This is a genomic window from Variovorax soli (assembly GCF_031454625.1).
Lineage (GTDB): Bacteria > Pseudomonadota > Gammaproteobacteria > Burkholderiales > Burkholderiaceae_C > Variovorax > Variovorax soli_A.
This window is the reverse complement of the sequence record NZ_JAVDRF010000007.1, coordinates 116,850-131,231: the sequence shown is the minus strand read 5'-3', so window position 1 is coordinate 131,231 and position 14,382 is coordinate 116,850. Positions and strand designations below refer to the sequence as shown.

15 protein-coding genes are annotated in these 14,382 nt (G+C 68.0%); 10 read left to right on the top strand and 5 right to left on the bottom strand.

Annotated elements, in window-relative coordinates; translation table 11 throughout:
- The first annotated feature begins 8 nt into the window (after positions 1–8).
- From cysD to J2739_RS17305, 5 genes are read left to right on the top strand one after another with little or no spacing between them, the layout of a single operon-like run.
- Positions 9–962 carry a sulfate adenylyltransferase subunit CysD gene (gene cysD, locus J2739_RS17325; protein WP_309903804.1) on the top strand — a complete coding sequence of 318 codons (954 nt, stop codon included), beginning with the start codon at positions 9–11 and terminating at the stop codon, positions 960–962.
- Positions 962–2,314, top strand: coding sequence for a sulfate adenylyltransferase subunit 1 (locus J2739_RS17320; RefSeq protein WP_309903802.1), 1,353 nt, complete (start codon positions 962–964; stop codon positions 2,312–2,314). The genes cysD and J2739_RS17320 overlap by 1 nt, the downstream gene beginning before the upstream one ends.
- A gap of 37 nt (positions 2,315–2,351) precedes the next feature.
- On the top strand, positions 2,352–2,681 hold the full coding sequence (gene fdxA, locus J2739_RS17315) for a ferredoxin FdxA (protein WP_309903800.1): 330 nt from the start codon (positions 2,352–2,354) through the stop codon (positions 2,679–2,681).
- Complete coding sequence (locus tag J2739_RS17310) at positions 2,639–3,700, top strand: NAD(P)/FAD-dependent oxidoreductase (protein ID WP_309903797.1); 1,062 nt, start codon at positions 2,639–2,641, stop codon at positions 3,698–3,700. Before fdxA ends, J2739_RS17310 begins: the two co-directional genes overlap by 43 nt.
- A 28-nt stretch (positions 3,701–3,728) precedes the next feature.
- Entirely contained in the window at positions 3,729–4,292 is a 564-nt protein-coding gene (locus J2739_RS17305; protein WP_309903795.1) for a phosphatase PAP2 family protein, read from the top strand.
- Between the two features lie 19 nt (positions 4,293–4,311).
- Here the strand turns inward: J2739_RS17305 and J2739_RS17300 are convergent, their stop codons facing one another.
- On the bottom strand, positions 4,312–4,572 hold the full coding sequence (locus J2739_RS17300) for a TIGR04438 family Trp-rich protein (RefSeq protein ID WP_309903793.1): 261 nt from the start codon (positions 4,570–4,572) through the stop codon (positions 4,312–4,314).
- A 101-nt stretch (positions 4,573–4,673) separates the two neighbouring features.
- Between J2739_RS17300 and J2739_RS17295 the strand changes: the two genes are divergently transcribed.
- A complete protein-coding gene (locus J2739_RS17295) occupies positions 4,674–4,979 on the top strand; it encodes a c-type cytochrome (protein ID WP_309903791.1) in 306 nt (101 codons plus the stop codon).
- Positions 4,980–5,006: 27 nt separating this feature from the next.
- On the opposite strand, the gene J2739_RS17290 is transcribed toward J2739_RS17295, so the two are convergent.
- Together J2739_RS17290 and acs are read right to left on the bottom strand one after the other, a co-directional pair.
- Positions 5,007–5,528, bottom strand: coding sequence for a LapA family protein (locus tag J2739_RS17290; RefSeq protein WP_309903788.1), 522 nt, complete (start codon positions 5,526–5,528; stop codon positions 5,007–5,009).
- A 90-nt stretch (positions 5,529–5,618) separates the two neighbouring features.
- Positions 5,619–7,607, bottom strand: coding sequence for an acetate--CoA ligase (acs, locus tag J2739_RS17285; RefSeq protein WP_309903785.1), 1,989 nt, complete (start codon positions 7,605–7,607; stop codon positions 5,619–5,621).
- Between the two features lie 187 nt (positions 7,608–7,794).
- Here acs and J2739_RS17280 point away from each other — a divergent pair, with 187 nt between their 5' ends.
- On the top strand, positions 7,795–8,415 hold the full coding sequence (locus J2739_RS17280; protein WP_309903783.1) for a YqhA family protein: 621 nt from the start codon (positions 7,795–7,797) through the stop codon (positions 8,413–8,415).
- Positions 8,416–8,431: 16 nt separating this feature from the next.
- Here the strand turns inward: J2739_RS17280 and fumC are convergent, their stop codons facing one another.
- Positions 8,432–9,829, bottom strand: coding sequence for a class II fumarate hydratase (gene fumC / locus J2739_RS17275; RefSeq protein WP_309903781.1), 1,398 nt, complete (start codon positions 9,827–9,829; stop codon positions 8,432–8,434).
- Positions 9,830–9,945: 116 nt separating this feature from the next.
- Between fumC and J2739_RS17270 the strand changes: the two genes are divergently transcribed.
- The 3 genes from J2739_RS17270 to J2739_RS17260 are packed head-to-tail and all read left to right on the top strand — an operon-like array spanning position 9,946 to position 13,078.
- The gene (locus tag J2739_RS17270) at positions 9,946–11,496 is read left to right on the top strand and encodes a fumarate hydratase (RefSeq protein ID WP_309903780.1); all 1,551 of its coding nucleotides are present in this window, start codon (positions 9,946–9,948) and stop codon (positions 11,494–11,496) included.
- A complete protein-coding gene (gene murI, locus J2739_RS17265; RefSeq protein ID WP_309903778.1) occupies positions 11,493–12,299 on the top strand; it encodes a glutamate racemase in 807 nt (268 codons plus the stop codon). Before J2739_RS17270 ends, murI begins: the two co-directional genes overlap by 4 nt.
- A gap of 17 nt (positions 12,300–12,316) precedes the next feature.
- Positions 12,317–13,078: a PA3715 family protein gene (locus J2739_RS17260; protein ID WP_309903776.1), complete on the top strand. Its 762-nt coding sequence runs from the start codon at positions 12,317–12,319 to the stop codon at positions 13,076–13,078.
- On the opposite strand, the gene J2739_RS17255 is transcribed toward J2739_RS17260, so the two are convergent.
- Positions 13,045–14,382 (bottom strand): MFS transporter, encoded by a 1,338-nt coding sequence (locus tag J2739_RS17255; RefSeq protein WP_309903774.1) that lies wholly within the window; start codon positions 14,380–14,382, stop codon positions 13,045–13,047. The two genes, J2739_RS17260 and J2739_RS17255, sit on opposite strands and share 34 nt — an antisense overlap.

The following is a 14,382-nucleotide window of genomic DNA, read 5'->3' as shown; positions in this document are numbered from 1 at the left end:
CGCACCCGATGAACGCCCGTACTGAACTCGATCTCCTGCAGCCTCCGACGCATCTGCCGGCGCGCCTGTCGAACACGCAGCTCGATGCGCTGGAAGAAGAGGCCATCTTCGTCCTGCGCGAGGTGGCTGCCTCCTTCGAGCGGCCGACCTTGCTGTTCTCGGGCGGCAAGGACTCGCTGGTGCTGCTGAAGTGCGCCGAGAAGGCCTTCGGCGCCGGCCGCCTGCCCTACCCGCTCCTGATGATCGACACCGGCCACAACTTCCCGGAAGTGACGGCCTTTCGCGATCACCGGGCGCAGGAGCTGGGCGCCGAACTGATCGTGCGCAGCGTCGAGGATTCGATGGCGCGCGGCACCGTGCGCCTGGCGCATCCCGGCGAATCGCGCAACGTGCACCAGTCGGTCACCCTGCTGGAAGCGATCGAGGAATTCCGCTTCGACGCGCTGATCGGCGGCGCGCGCCGCGACGAGGAAAAGGCCCGCGCCAAGGAGCGCATCTTCTCGCACCGCGACGCCTTCGGCCAATGGCAGCCCAAGGACCAGCGGCCCGAGCTCTGGACCCTGTTCAACACCCGCCTTGCGCCCGGCGAGCATTTCCGCGTGTTCCCGATCTCGAACTGGACCGAGCTCGACGTCTGGCAGTACATCGAGCGCGAGAAGATCGCCCTGCCCTCGATCTACTACACCCACAGGCGCGAGGTGGTCGAGCGACGCGGCCTGCTGGTGCCGGTGACCGAGCTCACGCCGCCGCGCGATGGCGAAGAAGTCGAAGTCCGCGACGTGCGCTTCCGCACCGTCGGCGACATCACCTGCACCTGCCCGGTCGAAAGCCTGGCAGCCGACGCCGCCGACGTGGTGATCGAAACGCTGGCCGCCGAAGTCAGCGAGCGCGGCGCGACGCGCATGGACGACAAGACTTCGGAGGCTTCGATGGAGAAGCGCAAAAAGGACGGCTATTTCTGATGACTGCGACGACCACGACCCCCTCCTCCGCCGCCGGCGCGCTGGCCTCCATCCACGGCGACACCGGCACGGCCCTGCGCTTCATCACCTGCGGCAGCGTCGACGACGGCAAGAGCACGCTGATCGGCCGCCTGCTGGTCGACAGCAAGACGGTGCTGCAGGACCAGCTGGCCGGCGTGCAGCGCGGCGGCGAGACCGACCTGGCGCTCCTGACCGACGGCCTCTCGGCCGAGCGCGAGCAAGGCATCACGATCGACGTCGCCTACCGCTACTTCTCCACCGCGCGGCGCAAGTTCATCATCGGCGACGCGCCGGGCCATGAGCAGTACACGCGCAACATGGTCACCGCCGCCTCCAGCGCCGACGCCGCCGTCGTGCTGGTCGACGCCACCAAGCTGGAGTGGGCCGCTGAAGTCGAGGACGGCGAAGTGGTGCGTCGCGAACTGCTGCCGCAGACGCGTCGCCATACGCTGCTGTGCCATCTGCTGCGCGTGCAGTCGATCGTGTTCGCCGTCAACAAGCTGGATGCCATCGCCGACGCCGGGCTGGCCTTCGAGCGCATCTCGGCCGCGCTCTCGAGCTTTGCCGAAGCCGCCGGCGTGCAGGTCGCGGCCACCGTGCCGATCTCGGCGCTGAAGGGCTGGAACGTCGCCTCGCGCCACGCCGACTGGTGCGGCTACGAAGGCCCGAGCCTGATCGAACTGCTCGAGGACCTGCCCGTCACCCAGCAGGACGAGTCCGTGCCCTTCGCCTTCCCGGTGCAATGGGTCGAGAAGTTCTCGGGTTCGGCCGACACCTCCAAGGGCCGACGCGTGTTCTGGGGCCGCGTGGCCAGCGGGCACGTGGAGCCGGGCCAGCGCGTCGCCGTGCTGCCGGGCAACCAGGTCGCGACCGTCGCGCAGGTGCTGAGCCACACGCGCCAGCACAAGACCGTGCATGCGGGCCACAGCGCGGGCATCGTGCTCGACCGCGAGCTCGACGTGTCGCGCGGCGACTGGCTGCTGGCGCCCGAGGCCTTCGAGCCGGTGCGCGAGATCACCGCCACCATCGCCTGGCTGGACGACGAGCCGCTGGTCGCGGGCCGCGTCTACTGGGCCTTGCAGGGCCACCGCTGGGTCAAGGCCAAGGTGGCACGCATCATCGACCGCGTCAACATCACGACGCTGGACTCCGAGCCCGTGGACCGGCTGGAGCCCAATGCCATCGGCGACGTGGTGCTCTCGCTGCAGCAGCCGCTCGCGGTGCTGCCGTTCGTGCAATCGCGCGCCCTGGGTTCGCTGGTGCTGGTCGACACCGCATCCCACCGCACCTCGGCCGCCGTGCTCGTGCAGCCTGCGCCGTCAAAGGCCTAGAATTCCTGGTTTCCCCGCTCGATCGAACGCATACGCCATGACCCACGTCGTCTCCGAAGCCTGTATCCGCTGCAAGTACACCGATTGCGTCGATGTCTGTCCCGTGGACTGCTTCCGGGAAGGTCCGAACATGCTGGTGATCGATCCGGACGAATGCATCGACTGCGCCGTCTGCATCCCTGAATGCCCGGTCAACGCGATCTACGCCGAGGAAGACCTTCCCAGCAACCAGCTTGCCTTCATCAAGCTCAATGCCGAGCTGGCCGTGGCCGACGGCTGGAAGAGCATCACCAAGCGCAAGCCTGCGCTGCCGGATGCCGATGAATGGAAGGACAAGACCGACAAGATCGGGGAGCTGGTGCGCTGAGCACCCTTCCCGCGCCCATCGAGACCGACGCGCTGGTCATCGGTGCCGGCCCGGTCGGGCTGTTCCAGGCCTTCCAGCTGGGCCTGCTGGAGATCCCCTGCCACATCGTCGACGCATTGCCCGCGGCCGGCGGCCAGTGCGTGCAGCTCTACGGCGACAAGCCGATCTATGACATCCCTGGCATTCCGGCGACCAGCGGGCGGGGCCTGGCGGAGGCGCTGCTGCAGCAGCTCGCGCCGCTGAAGCCCACCTTCCATTTCGAGCAACAGATCGCGACGCTGGACCGCCAGCCCGACCAGCGCCTGCTGCTGCGCACCACCGCGGGCACGGGCTTTCTCGCCAGGACCGTGTTCATCGCCGCGGGCGTCGGTGCCTTCGTGCCCAAGCGCATCGCGCTGGAGGACATCCAGCGCTTCGAAGGCTCGAGGCTTTTCTATCACCCGGAGTCGCTGGAGCGCTTCGACGGCCAGGCGGTGGTGGTCAATGGCGGCGACGACGCAGCGCTGGCCACCGCACTGGCGCTGGCGGGCCGCGCCCGCCAGGTCACGTTGGTGCATCGGCGCGACGGCTTCCAGGCCGACGAGAAGCTCGTGGCGCACCTGCGGGCGTCGATTTCCGAAGGCGCCCTGCGCTTCGTGGTAGGCCAGCCATCGGCCTTCGACGGCCAAGCGCTGCAGGTCGCGACGCCCGACGCGCAGACCCTGAACCTGCCCCTGGATGCGCTCATCGCCTGCCTCGGCATCTCGCCGCGGCTCGGCCCCATCGCCGATTGGGGACTGGCGCTGGTGCGCAAGCAGGTCCCGGTCGATACCGAGCGCTTCCAGACGCGCGAAAGCGGCGTGTTCGCGGTCGGCGACATCAACACCTATCCGGGCAAGAAGAAGCTGATCGTCTGCGGCTTCCACGAGGCCACGCTGGCCGCGTGGGGTGCCACGGAAATCGTCTTCCCCGGCAAGGCGGTGCCGCTGCAGTACACCACCACCAGCACACGCCTGCACCAGTTGCTGGGCGTGGCTTGAGCCCGAACTGCAGCCTCCGCAGCCGACGATGTCCGCCTTGATGGATCTGAACATCGCCCTTTTCCGGGTGCTCGGCGCCGGCTACCAGCCCGACGCGCACTTCCTCTGGCTCGCCGGCATCGTGGCCGAGGACTCGGCATGGCTCTGCGTCGCCCTGATGGCCTGGGCCGCGTGGTGGCACCCTGCGCAGCGCTTCCATGTTCTGGGCGCGCTGCTCGCCGCGGCGGTGGCCTCGGCGCTGGCGCACGTGCTGGCCGAAGCCATCGCCATGCCGCGGCCCTTCGTCATGGGACTGAGCCCGGCCCACATCGAGCACGGCGTGCGCGGCTCCCTGCCGAGCGCGCACGCCACCGTGATGTTCACGATCGGACTGGTGTTTTGCCTGCGCGCGGCGCTGCGCAAGACGGGCTTGGCGATCCTGGGCGTTGCCTTCGTCACGGGCTTGGCCCGCGTCTACGTCGGCGTGCATTTTCCGCTCGACGTCATCGCCGGGCTGCTGCTCGCCGGGCTGATCACAGTGGTGTTTTGGGGGCTCGAGCAGTTGGTGCGGCGTTTCGTACCGCTGTCCACCCGCAGCGGCCAGCGAGGCTGAAGCCCGGCTGGCGAGCGGCTCAGCGGCCGCGGCGGCGCCGGTTGGAGCGGCTGGTCAGCAGGCCCATCTGGCTGCGCTGCCGGTCGATGCGCGCCTGCCGGCGTTCGTTCTCCCGCTCGATCACCTTGCGCTTGGTGTAGCCCGAGGCGTCGGCCCAAGTCCACCAGGCGGCCGCCAGCGCAAAGGGAACGAGCACCACCCACCAGCTCCATTGCGCCACGAAGCCGACCTCGAAGTACTTGAGGGCCACACCGAGCAGGCCGAGCAAAAGAAACCACATGAGAAAACCCCTCCAATCGTCCGGCCGACATCCGAATGAGCCGTGCACTCGCTACCTACAATCGCGTTGATCGACTTTAACGCACCCGCGTCACCAGCCCCATGAAAAGAGCGCTTCTCGTCGCCGTCCTCGGCCTCGCCGCCTCGGCCCCGGCCCTGGCCGACCTGGCACTGGCCACCTCCAAGAACTGCATGAGCTGCCATGCCGTCGACCGCAAGATCCTCGGCCCTGCCTTCAAGGAAGTCGCCGCCAAGTACAAGGACAACAAGGGCGCCGCCGACATGCTGGCGACGAAGATCATGAAGGGCGGCTCCGGCGTTTGGGGTGCGGTGCCGATGCCGGCCAACAACCAGGTCAGCGAGGCCGACGCCAAGAAGCTGGCGGCCTGGGTGCTGTCGACGAAATAGCGGAGCTCGGAAGCTGTTCGCAGCTTCTCACACGGGCGGCGGCATGCCGCCGACGGGCGCCGCTGCCGTCGTCGCCGGCGGCCGGCGGTCGAAGCGGTCCTCGAGCTGGCCGATGTGGGCTGCCAGCGAGTTGTCGGTCTGATCGGAACGCACCTTGATCATGGTCTCCAGCTGTTCCACGCGCGCCAGCAGCGCCGCATGCCGCTCGGCGTTACGCGCCATGTGGGCGTTCTCCTGCGCTTCCAGGAAGTTGCGCAGCTCGGTGAAGCGGGAGGCTTCGGCGCGGTCGGCCAGGTCCCGCTGGGCCTGCATCTCCTTCGTGTGGCGGCGCGTCTCGAGAAGCACCGTGGTCTGCAGGTAGACCACATAGGCGACGAAGAAGATGCCCAGCAGCGCGGTCAGGCCCAGCATGATCAACCCGAGCGGCGCCGTCACCTGCATGAAGCCGAGCGACATCGCCGTAGGCGTGGCGAGAACCCCCCAGTTCAGGGCCGCGAGCGCTGCGATCAGCAGCACGACCACGAGCAGCACGCCTGTTCTCAGTCCCATGAAAGATCTCTCCTCGACATTCGATGGGTTGTTTGTAGCGCATCCGCCCCTGCGCCCCTGTCGGACGAAGGCGCGGGCGCCGGGCCGGGGCTAGTAGGCCTGGCCCAGCTGCTCCAGGATGGCCGGGTTCTCGAGCGTCGACGTGTCCTGCGTGATGGCCTCGCCCTTGGCGATGCTGCGCAACAGGCGCCGCATGATCTTGCCGCTGCGGGTCTTGGGCAGGTTCTCGCCGAAGCGGATGTCCTTGGGCTTGGCGATCGGCCCGATCTCCTTGGCCACCCAGTTGCGCAGCTCGGCGGCCAGCTTCTTGGCCTCCTCCCCGCTCGGACGGCCGCGCTTGAGCACGACGAAGGCGCACACGGCCTCGCCGGTCACGTCATCGGGGCGGCCGACCACCGCCGCCTCGGCGACCAGGTCGGTCTTGGCGACCAGCGCCGATTCGATCTCCATCGTGCCGAGCCGATGGCCCGAGACATTGAGCACGTCGTCGATGCGCCCGGTGATGCGGAAGTAGCCGCGGTCGGCGCTGCGCACCGCCCCATCGCCGGCCAGGTAGATGGTGCCGCCCATCTCCTCGGGGAAGTAGCTCTTCTTGAAGCGCTCGGGGTCGTTCCAGATGGTGCGGATCATCGAGGGCCAGGGCCGCTTGATCACCAGCATGCCGCCGGCGCCGTTGGGGATGTCCTTGCCGGTCTCGTCGACGATCGCGGCCATGATCCCGGGCAGCGGCAGCGTGCAGGAGCCGGGCACCAGCGGCGTCGCGCCGGGCAGCGGCGTGATGACGTGGCCGCCGGTCTCGGTCTGCCAGAAGGTGTCGACGATGGGGCACTTCTCGCCGCCCACGTTCCGGTGGTACCACATCCAGGCTTCGGGATTGATCGGCTCGCCGACCGTGCCGAGGATGCGCAGCGAGGACAGGTCCCAGTTCTTCGGGTGCACCTTCTCGTCGCTGTCGGCTGCCTTGATCAGCGAGCGGATCGCGGTCGGCGCGGTGTAGAAGACCGTGACCTTGTGCTTCTCGATCATCTGCCAGAAGCGGCCCGCGTGCGGGAAGGTCGGGATGCCCTCGAACACCACCTGCGTGGCGCCGGCTGCGAGCGGACCGTAAGCGACATAGGTGTGGCCGGTGATCCAGCCGATGTCGGCGGTGCACCAGAACACGTCGTCGGGCCGGATGTCGAAGGTCCAGTCCATCGTCAGCTTGGCCCACAGCAGGTAGCCGCCGGTGGCATGCTGCACGCCCTTGGGCTTGCCTGTCGAGCCCGAGGTGTAGAGGATGAAAAGTGGATGCTCGGCGCCCACCGGCACCGGCGGGCATTCGCTGCTCTGCCCTTTGAGCACTTCGTCGAAGGTCTTGTCGCGGCCCGCGACCATGTTGCAGGCGGTCGCGGTGCGCTGGAAGACCAGCACGTTCTTGAGCGAATCGCAGCCGCCGAGCGCGATCGCGTCGTCGACGATCGCCTTGAGCGGCAGCTCCTTGCCGCCGCGCAGCTGGAAGTTGGAGGTGATCACCGCCACCGCACCGGCGTCGATGATGCGCTCCTGCAGTGCCTTGGCCGAGAAGCCGCCGAACACCACGCTGTGCGTCGCGCCGATGCGGGCGCAGGCCTGCATCGCGACCACGCCCTCGATGGTCATGGGCATGTAGACGATGACGCGGTCGCCCTTCCGGATGCCCTGCGCCTTCAGCGCGTTGGCGAATTGCGAGACGCGGGCGAGCAGTTCCTTGTACGTGACCCGGGTGACCGCGCCGTCGTCGGCCTCGAAGATGATGGCCGTCTTGTTCTCGACCGGGGTGCCGATGTGCTTGTCGAGGCAGTTGGCCGAAGCGTTGAGCTCGCCGTCGTCGAACCACTTGTAGAACGGCGCCTGGGATTCGTCGAGGGTGCGGGTGAAGGGCCGGGTCCACACCACGTTGGCCTTGGCCTGCCGGGCCCAGAAGCCCTCGAAGTCATCGGCGGCCTCCTTGCACAGGGCGTCGTAGGCGGCCATGCTGTCGATGCGTGCGCCCTTCGAGGCGCGGACATCGGGCGGGAACACGCGGTTTTCGACCAGGACGGACTCGATCGTGCTGCTCATTCTTTGCCTCCGGTAGGTAGCTGGAAACTGACGGGCGCTAATGTCTCCGCCCGCACTTACGGACGACTGACGCTCGATATTAACGACCGCATCGTGACACATCGGTCGCGGGGACACTCCGGTCCCGGGCCACGGCGGACCACTAGAATCGCGCGTTTTGCGCCGCCACCCACCGGCCCGCCCACCGATGTCCAACCTCGACCCCATCCTCCAGAACCGCGCCGGCAAGGTCTCGCCGCTGCGCCCGCTGCCCAACCTGATCTTCGCCAGCCGCTGGCTGCAGCTGCCGCTGTACCTGGGCCTGATCGTCGCCCAGGGCGTGTATGTAGTGCACTTCCTGGTCGAGCTGCTCCACCTGGTGGAAGCGGCCTTCGGCAGCGACGAGGCGCTGCAGTCGCTGATCACCAGCATCGGCTACAAGACCACCGCGCCGATCAGCACGCTCAACGAGACGGTGATCATGCTGGTGGTGCTGGCGCTCATCGACGTGGTCATGATCTCCAACCTGCTGATCATGGTGATCGTCGGCGGCTACGAGACCTTCGTGAGCCGCATGAACCTCGAAGGCCACCGCGACCAGCCCGAATGGCTGAGCCACGTGAACGCCTCGGTGCTGAAGGTCAAGCTGGCGACCGCCATCATCGGCATCAGCTCGATCCACCTGCTCAAGACCTTCATCAACGCCGACAACTACACCGACCGCGTGCTGATCGCGCAGACGGCGATCCACATCGCGTTCCTGCTGTCGGCGATGGCGATCGCGGTCACCGACCGGCTGATGGCGCCGCCGCCCTCCGCCGGTCATTGAGCGCGGGCATCGACCTTCAGCGGCCGGTCATCTGCTCCGGCACCACCCACTGGTCGAACTGCTCGGCCGTGAGGTGCCCGGAGGCGATCGCCGCCTCGCGCAGGCTGCTGCCCTCCTTGTGCGCCTTCTTCGCGATGAAGGCCGCCTTGTCGTAGCCGATGTGGGTGTTGAGCGCCGTCACCAGCATCAGCGAGCGCTGCACCAGCTCCGTGATGCGCTCGCGGTTGGGCTCGATACCGACCGCGCAATGGTCGTTGAAGCTGCGCATGCCGTCGGCCAGCAGGCGCACGCTCTGCAGGAAGTTGTGGGCCACCATCGGGCGGAACACGTTGAGCTCGAAGTTGCCGGACGCGCCCCCGATGTTGATCGCGACGTCATTGCCGAACACCTGCGCCGCCAGCATGGTGACCGCCTCGCTCTGCGTCGGGTTGACCTTGCCGGGCATGATCGACGAGCCCGGCTCGTTCTCCGGAATGCTCAGCTCGCCGATGCCGCTGCGCGGCCCGCTGGCGAGCCAGCGCACGTCGTTGGCGATCTTGGTCATGCTCGCCGCCAGCGTCTTGAGCGCCCCGTGCGCATGCACCAGCGCGTCGACCGACGCCATCGCCTCGAACTTGCTGGGCGCGGTGACGAAGGGCAGACCGGTGAGCTTCGCGAGCTCGGCCGCCACCTGCTCGGCATAGCCCTTGGGCGCATTCAGCCCGGTGCCGACCGCGGTGCCGCCCAGCGCCAGCTCGCACAGATGCGGCAGCGCGGCCCGCACATGCGTCTCGCCATGGGCCAGCTGTGCCACGTAGCCCGAGAACTCCTGGCCCAGCGTGAGCGGCGTGGCGTCCTGCAGGTGGGTGCGGCCGATCTTGACGATGTCGGCGAACGCCTTCGATTTCTTCTCCAGCGTCCCCCGAAGTTGGGCGATGGCAGGCAGCAGACGGTGCGTGAGCGCCTCGACCGCCGCCACGTGCATCGCGGTCGGGAAGACGTCGTTCGATGACTGGCTGCGGTTCACGTCGTCGTTGGGATGCACCAGCCGTCCCTCCCCGCGCTCGCCGCCCAGCAGCTCGCTGGCGCGGTTGGCCAGCACCTCGTTCACGTTCATGTTGGTCTGCGTGCCCGACCCGGTCTGCCAGACGACCAGCGGAAACTCATCTTCATGCCGGCCTTCGATGACCTCGTCGGCCGCGGCAACGATGGCCTGCGTCTTTTTTTCGTCCTGCAGGCCCAGTGCATGGTTCACCACGGCGGAGGCGCGCTTGACCTGCGCCAGGGCCTTGATGATCTCGCGCGGCTGCCGCTCGCCGGAGATGTCGAAGTTCTGCAGGGAGCGCTGCGTCTGCGCTCCCCAGAGCCTGTCGGCCGGCACCTCGATGGGGCCGAAGGTGTCGCGTTCGATTCGGGTCTGGGTGGATATCGCCATGAAAAAAGCTCCGCTGTCAAAATGGAGGGTGCGCCTGGGGCAACAGGGCGCACAGTATCCCCGCAAACAAGAACGGCTCGCATGCGCGAGTACTTCCCCCTCCCACGGACCCTGCCATGACCATCATCCAGCAAGCCGACCTGATCGAATCGGTTGCCGCCGCGCTCCAGTACATCAGCTACTACCACCCGACCGACTACATCGCCCACCTCGCGCGCGCCTACGAACGCGAGCAGAGCCCCGCGGCCAAGGATGCGATGGCGCAGATCCTCACCAACAGCAAGATGAGCGCGACCGGCCAGCGCCCAATCTGCCAGGACACCGGCATCGTCAACGTCTTCCTCAAGGTCGGCATGGACGTGCGCTGGGGCGGCTTCACCGGCAGCCTGGACGACGCGATCAACGAAGGCGTGCGCCGCGGCTACAACCACCCCGACAACATGCTGCGCGCCTCGGTCGTGGCTGACCCGCAGTTCGATCGCAAGAACACCAAGGACAACACGCCGGCAGTGATCTTCAGCGAGATCGTGCCCGGCAATACCGTCGAGGTGACGGTGGCCGCCAAAGGCGGCGGCAGCGAGAACAAGAGCAAGCTGGCCATGCTGAACCCCGGCGACAGCGTGGTCGATTGGGTGCTCAAGACCGTGCCCACCATGGGTGCCGGCTGGTGCCCGCCCGGCATGCTAGGCATCGGCATCGGCGGCACGGCCGAGAAGGCCGCGCTGATGGCCAAGGAAAGCCTGATGGACGACCTCGACATGCACGAGCTGCTGGCCAGAAAGCGTTCGGGCGCCGAGCTCGACAAGGTGCAGGCGCTGCGCGTGGAGCTCTACGAAAAGGTCAATGCGCTGGGCATCGGCGCCCAGGGCCTGGGCGGCCTGGCCACGGTGCTGGACGTCAAGATCAAGATGTATCCCACGCACGCGGCCAGCAAGCCGGTGGCGATGATCCCGAATTGCGCGGCCACGCGCCATGCGCACTTCGTGCTCGACGGCTCGGGGCCGGTGTACCTGGAGGCGCCTTCGCTGGACCTGTGGCCGAAGATCGACTGGGCGCCCGACTACAACAAGAGCAAGCGCGTGGACCTCGACGCCCTCACGCCGGCCGAGGTCGCGAGCTGGAAGCCGGGCGACACCCTGCTGCTCAACGGCAAGATGCTGACCGGCCGCGACGCCGCGCACAAGCGCATCGCCGACATGCTGGCCAAGGGCGAGAAGCTGCCGGTGGACTTCACCAACCGGGTGATCTACTACGTGGGCCCGGTCGATCCCGTCAAGGACGAGGCCGTGGGCCCGGCCGGACCGACCACCGCCACGCGCATGGACGGCTTCACCGAAATGATGCTCGCGAAGACCGGGCTGATCGCGATGATCGGCAAGGCCGAGCGTGGCCCGGTGGCGATCGAGGCCATCCAGAAGCACAAGAGCGCCTACCTGATGGCCGTCGGCGGCGCCGCCTACCTGGTGAGCAAGTCGATCAAGACTGCCAAGGTGGTGGGCTTCGCCGATCTCGGCATGGAAGCGATCTACGAGTTCGACGTGGTCGACATGCCGGTGACGGTGGCGGTCGACGCCGGCGGCACCAGCGCGCATATCACCGGCCCGGCCGAGTGGCAGAAGCGCATCGCCAGCGGCGAGTTCAAGACCATCATGATGGAAGCGGCTTGAGCACCTCGCCCATCGGCGTGTTCGACAGCGGTGTTGGCGGCCTGAGCGTACTCAATGCGCTGCGCGAGGCGCTGCCGCACGAGCGCTTCGTTTACTTCGCCGACGCTGGCCACGCGCCCTATGGCGAGCGCGGGGACGACTACGTAGCAACGCGCACCCGTGCGGTCGCGCGCTACCTTCTCGAAGTACACCGGATCAAGGCCCTGGTGGTCGCCTGCAACACCGCGACGGCGGCGGCCATCCATGAACTGCGGGGCGAACACAGGGCGCTGCCGGTGGTCGGCGTCGAGCCGGCGCTCAAGCCCGCTGTGGCCGCCACGCGCACCGGGCATATTGCCGTGATCGCGACCCGCGTGACGCTGGCGAGCCGCAAGTTCAAGGCGCTGCATGCCTCCTTGGCCGCGCAGGCGGACTTCCGCATCGTTCCCTGCGATGGCCTGGCGGGTGCCATCGAGCGTGGCGACGTTGCCGGAATCGCCGCCTTGAGCGAACGCTACCTGCGCGAGGCCGGCCGCTTCGGCAGCGCGCCCGGGGACATCGACACGCTGGTGCTGGGCTGTACGCACTACCCCTTCATCGAGGCCGAGCTGCGCCGGCATTGCGGCGAATCGGTTCGCTTCATCGACACCGGTGCACCGGTCGCGCTCCAGACACGGCGGCTGCTGGCAGAGGCCGGGCAGCTGGTCGCTGAAGGCGAAGGCGCCGTGGCGCTCCTGAGCAGCGCCGATCCCGAGGCCCTCGATGCGGCGGCCGCGCGCTGGCTCTCGCGTCCGGCCGGGCCCGCAACCGCGGCGGTCGCCTGATTCCGATTCTTGCGCGCATGACTCACCGACTGGTTCTTGCCCTCCTGCTGGCCTTGCTGAGCACCGCCGGCCACGCAGCCTGCGACACCGGCCTCGCGGAGCGCATGCATGCCAAGCTGCATCCCAGGCAGGCGCTCGACCACGAACGTGCCGTCTGCCAGCCGTGGCGCGGCCTGGCGGGGCGCTTCATCGTCGTGCTGCCGCTGCCGCGGCCCGCTTCCGAGCCAGGCGTCACGCAGTTCGATCTGGACGTGCTGGTGGTGCAGCAAGCCGACAACGGCAACACCGAGCGCGCCAGAATCGTGAGCCGCGTGTTCCAGCCCTCGGCCTTGAGCGAGGATGCGGTGCGCATCAGCGAAATCAAGGTCGACAGCGCGCGCTACGTGCTGGCCGCCGACGCGCGCGCTTTCGGCCTGCGCATCGTGCGCCAGGGTTCATCGCGCGTGAATCCCTATTCGAACGAGACGCTGACGCTGTACGTCCCTCAGGGGCCCAAGCTCGCCAAGGTGCTCGACGAGCTGGAGACCACGCTGGAACGCGGCGAGTGGGACGCAAACTGCGAGGGCAACTTCGTGACCGTGCACAGCAGCCTGTCGATCGCACGGAGCACGAGCCACGGCTACGCCGACCTGCTGCTGCGCCAGACCCGCACCGAAACCCGCTCCAGCGCGCAAGGCGAGGACTGCGTGACGCATGAGCGTCCCGCGAAGTTCTCGTCGCAGATCCTGCGTTACGACGGGACGGTCTACCGTACCGCCAAGGGCACCGCATCGGACTGAGCGCCCTCTTCACGCAGTGCCACGGCCCGGCCGCGCCGCATGTCGATCGGCAGCAGCAGCAGCAGGCCGGCGACGAACAGGGCGCTCGTCGAGATGATCGCGACGCGCTGGTTGCCACCGGTCATCCAGGTGATGGCCCCATAGCTCAGCGGACCGATGATCGCGGCCAGCCGCGTGGCGAAGCTCCAGAGGCCGAAGAATTCAGCCAGCTGCCGCGGCGGCGCGAGCAGGCCCGTCATGGCGCGACCGGCCGACTGGCTCGACCCCATGGCCAGGCCCGCGATGGATGCGGCCCACCAGAACCCACCCTTGGTCGTGACCGAGGCCGCGATGACGCACACCGCAATCCAGGCCACCAGCGTGCCCGAGAGCGCACGCCGATGGCCGATGTGGTCCTGCAGGTAGCCGAAGCCGAAGGCGCCGAGCGCAGCCGCGATGTTGAGCACGAAGATCAGCATCATGGTCTCGCTCGGCACGAAGCCGATGACCTGCTCGGCGTAGATCGCCGCCAGCGTGATCGCGACTGCCACGCCGCCCTGGTAGCAGACGGTGCAGGCCAGGAGCCACATGAAGTCACGGTAAGCGCGCGCCTGGCTGAAGGTGTCGCGCAGCTGCTGCCAGGCGCTGCGGCTGTCCGCCGCCGCCTGCGGACGCGCGCGCTCGGGCAACAAGGCAAAGGTGGCGCAGGCCGCGACGCCATAGAGGCCAGCGGTGATCAGCATCGTGATCGGCACGAAGTGCGCAGCGGGCAGGCCCCGCGCCTGCGACCACAGCACGTAGGCCAGGCACAGCCCGAGCGCGAGCATGCCGCCGATGTAGCCGAAGGCCCAGCCCCAGCCGCTGACCTTGCCCATGCCCTCGGCCGTCGCCAGCTCCGGCAGGAAGGCGCCGGTCAGCGATTCGCCGTACGAGTAGAAGGTGTTGGAGACGACCACCAGGCCCATCGCCAGCGCGACCGCGAAAGGGCCACCGAGCCGAGGCGTGATCGCCAGCGCCGCCGTGCCGAGCACGCACCCCGCGGTGACGATCGCCAGGACCCTTTTCTTGGCCGCATGGAGGTCGGCCCAGGCGCCGATAGCCGGCATGCTCAACATCACGATCGCGTAGGAGATGCTGAGGGCGACCGTCCATGCGAAAGGCCCCCAGGGTGCACCCTTGGCGATCCCGCCCACGAAGTAAGCGGCGAACACCGCGGTGATCACGACCGTCGTGTAGCCCGAGTTGGCGAAGTCGTACATGGCCCAGCCGAACACTTCGCGCTTGCGAACGCCGGGACGAAGGGCAGACTGGGAAAAAAGGGCCAA

Coding starts and splice junctions, on each gene's coding strand:
- J2739_RS17290 (WP_309903788.1), bottom strand. CDS start 5,528: ATGGGACTGAGAACAGGCGTGCTGCTCGTGGTCGTGCTGCTGATCGCA.
- fdxA (WP_309903800.1), top strand. CDS start 2,352: ATGACCCACGTCGTCTCCGAAGCCTGTATCCGCTGCAAGTACACCGAT.
- J2739_RS17295 (WP_309903791.1), top strand. CDS start 4,674: ATGAAAAGAGCGCTTCTCGTCGCCGTCCTCGGCCTCGCCGCCTCGGCC.
- cysD (WP_309903804.1), top strand. CDS start 9: ATGAACGCCCGTACTGAACTCGATCTCCTGCAGCCTCCGACGCATCTG.
- J2739_RS17310 (WP_309903797.1), top strand. CDS start 2,639: ATGGAAGGACAAGACCGACAAGATCGGGGAGCTGGTGCGCTGAGCACC.
- J2739_RS17270 (WP_309903780.1), top strand. CDS start 9,946: ATGACCATCATCCAGCAAGCCGACCTGATCGAATCGGTTGCCGCCGCG.
- J2739_RS17260 (WP_309903776.1), top strand. CDS start 12,317: ATGACTCACCGACTGGTTCTTGCCCTCCTGCTGGCCTTGCTGAGCACC.
- J2739_RS17305 (WP_309903795.1), top strand. CDS start 3,729: ATGTCCGCCTTGATGGATCTGAACATCGCCCTTTTCCGGGTGCTCGGC.
- J2739_RS17280 (WP_309903783.1), top strand. CDS start 7,795: ATGTCCAACCTCGACCCCATCCTCCAGAACCGCGCCGGCAAGGTCTCG.
- fumC (WP_309903781.1), bottom strand. CDS start 9,829: ATGGCGATATCCACCCAGACCCGAATCGAACGCGACACCTTCGGCCCC.
- J2739_RS17300 (WP_309903793.1), bottom strand. CDS start 4,572: ATGTGGTTTCTTTTGCTCGGCCTGCTCGGTGTGGCCCTCAAGTACTTC.
- acs (WP_309903785.1), bottom strand. CDS start 7,607: ATGAGCAGCACGATCGAGTCCGTCCTGGTCGAAAACCGCGTGTTCCCG.
- J2739_RS17320 (WP_309903802.1), top strand. CDS start 962: ATGACTGCGACGACCACGACCCCCTCCTCCGCCGCCGGCGCGCTGGCC.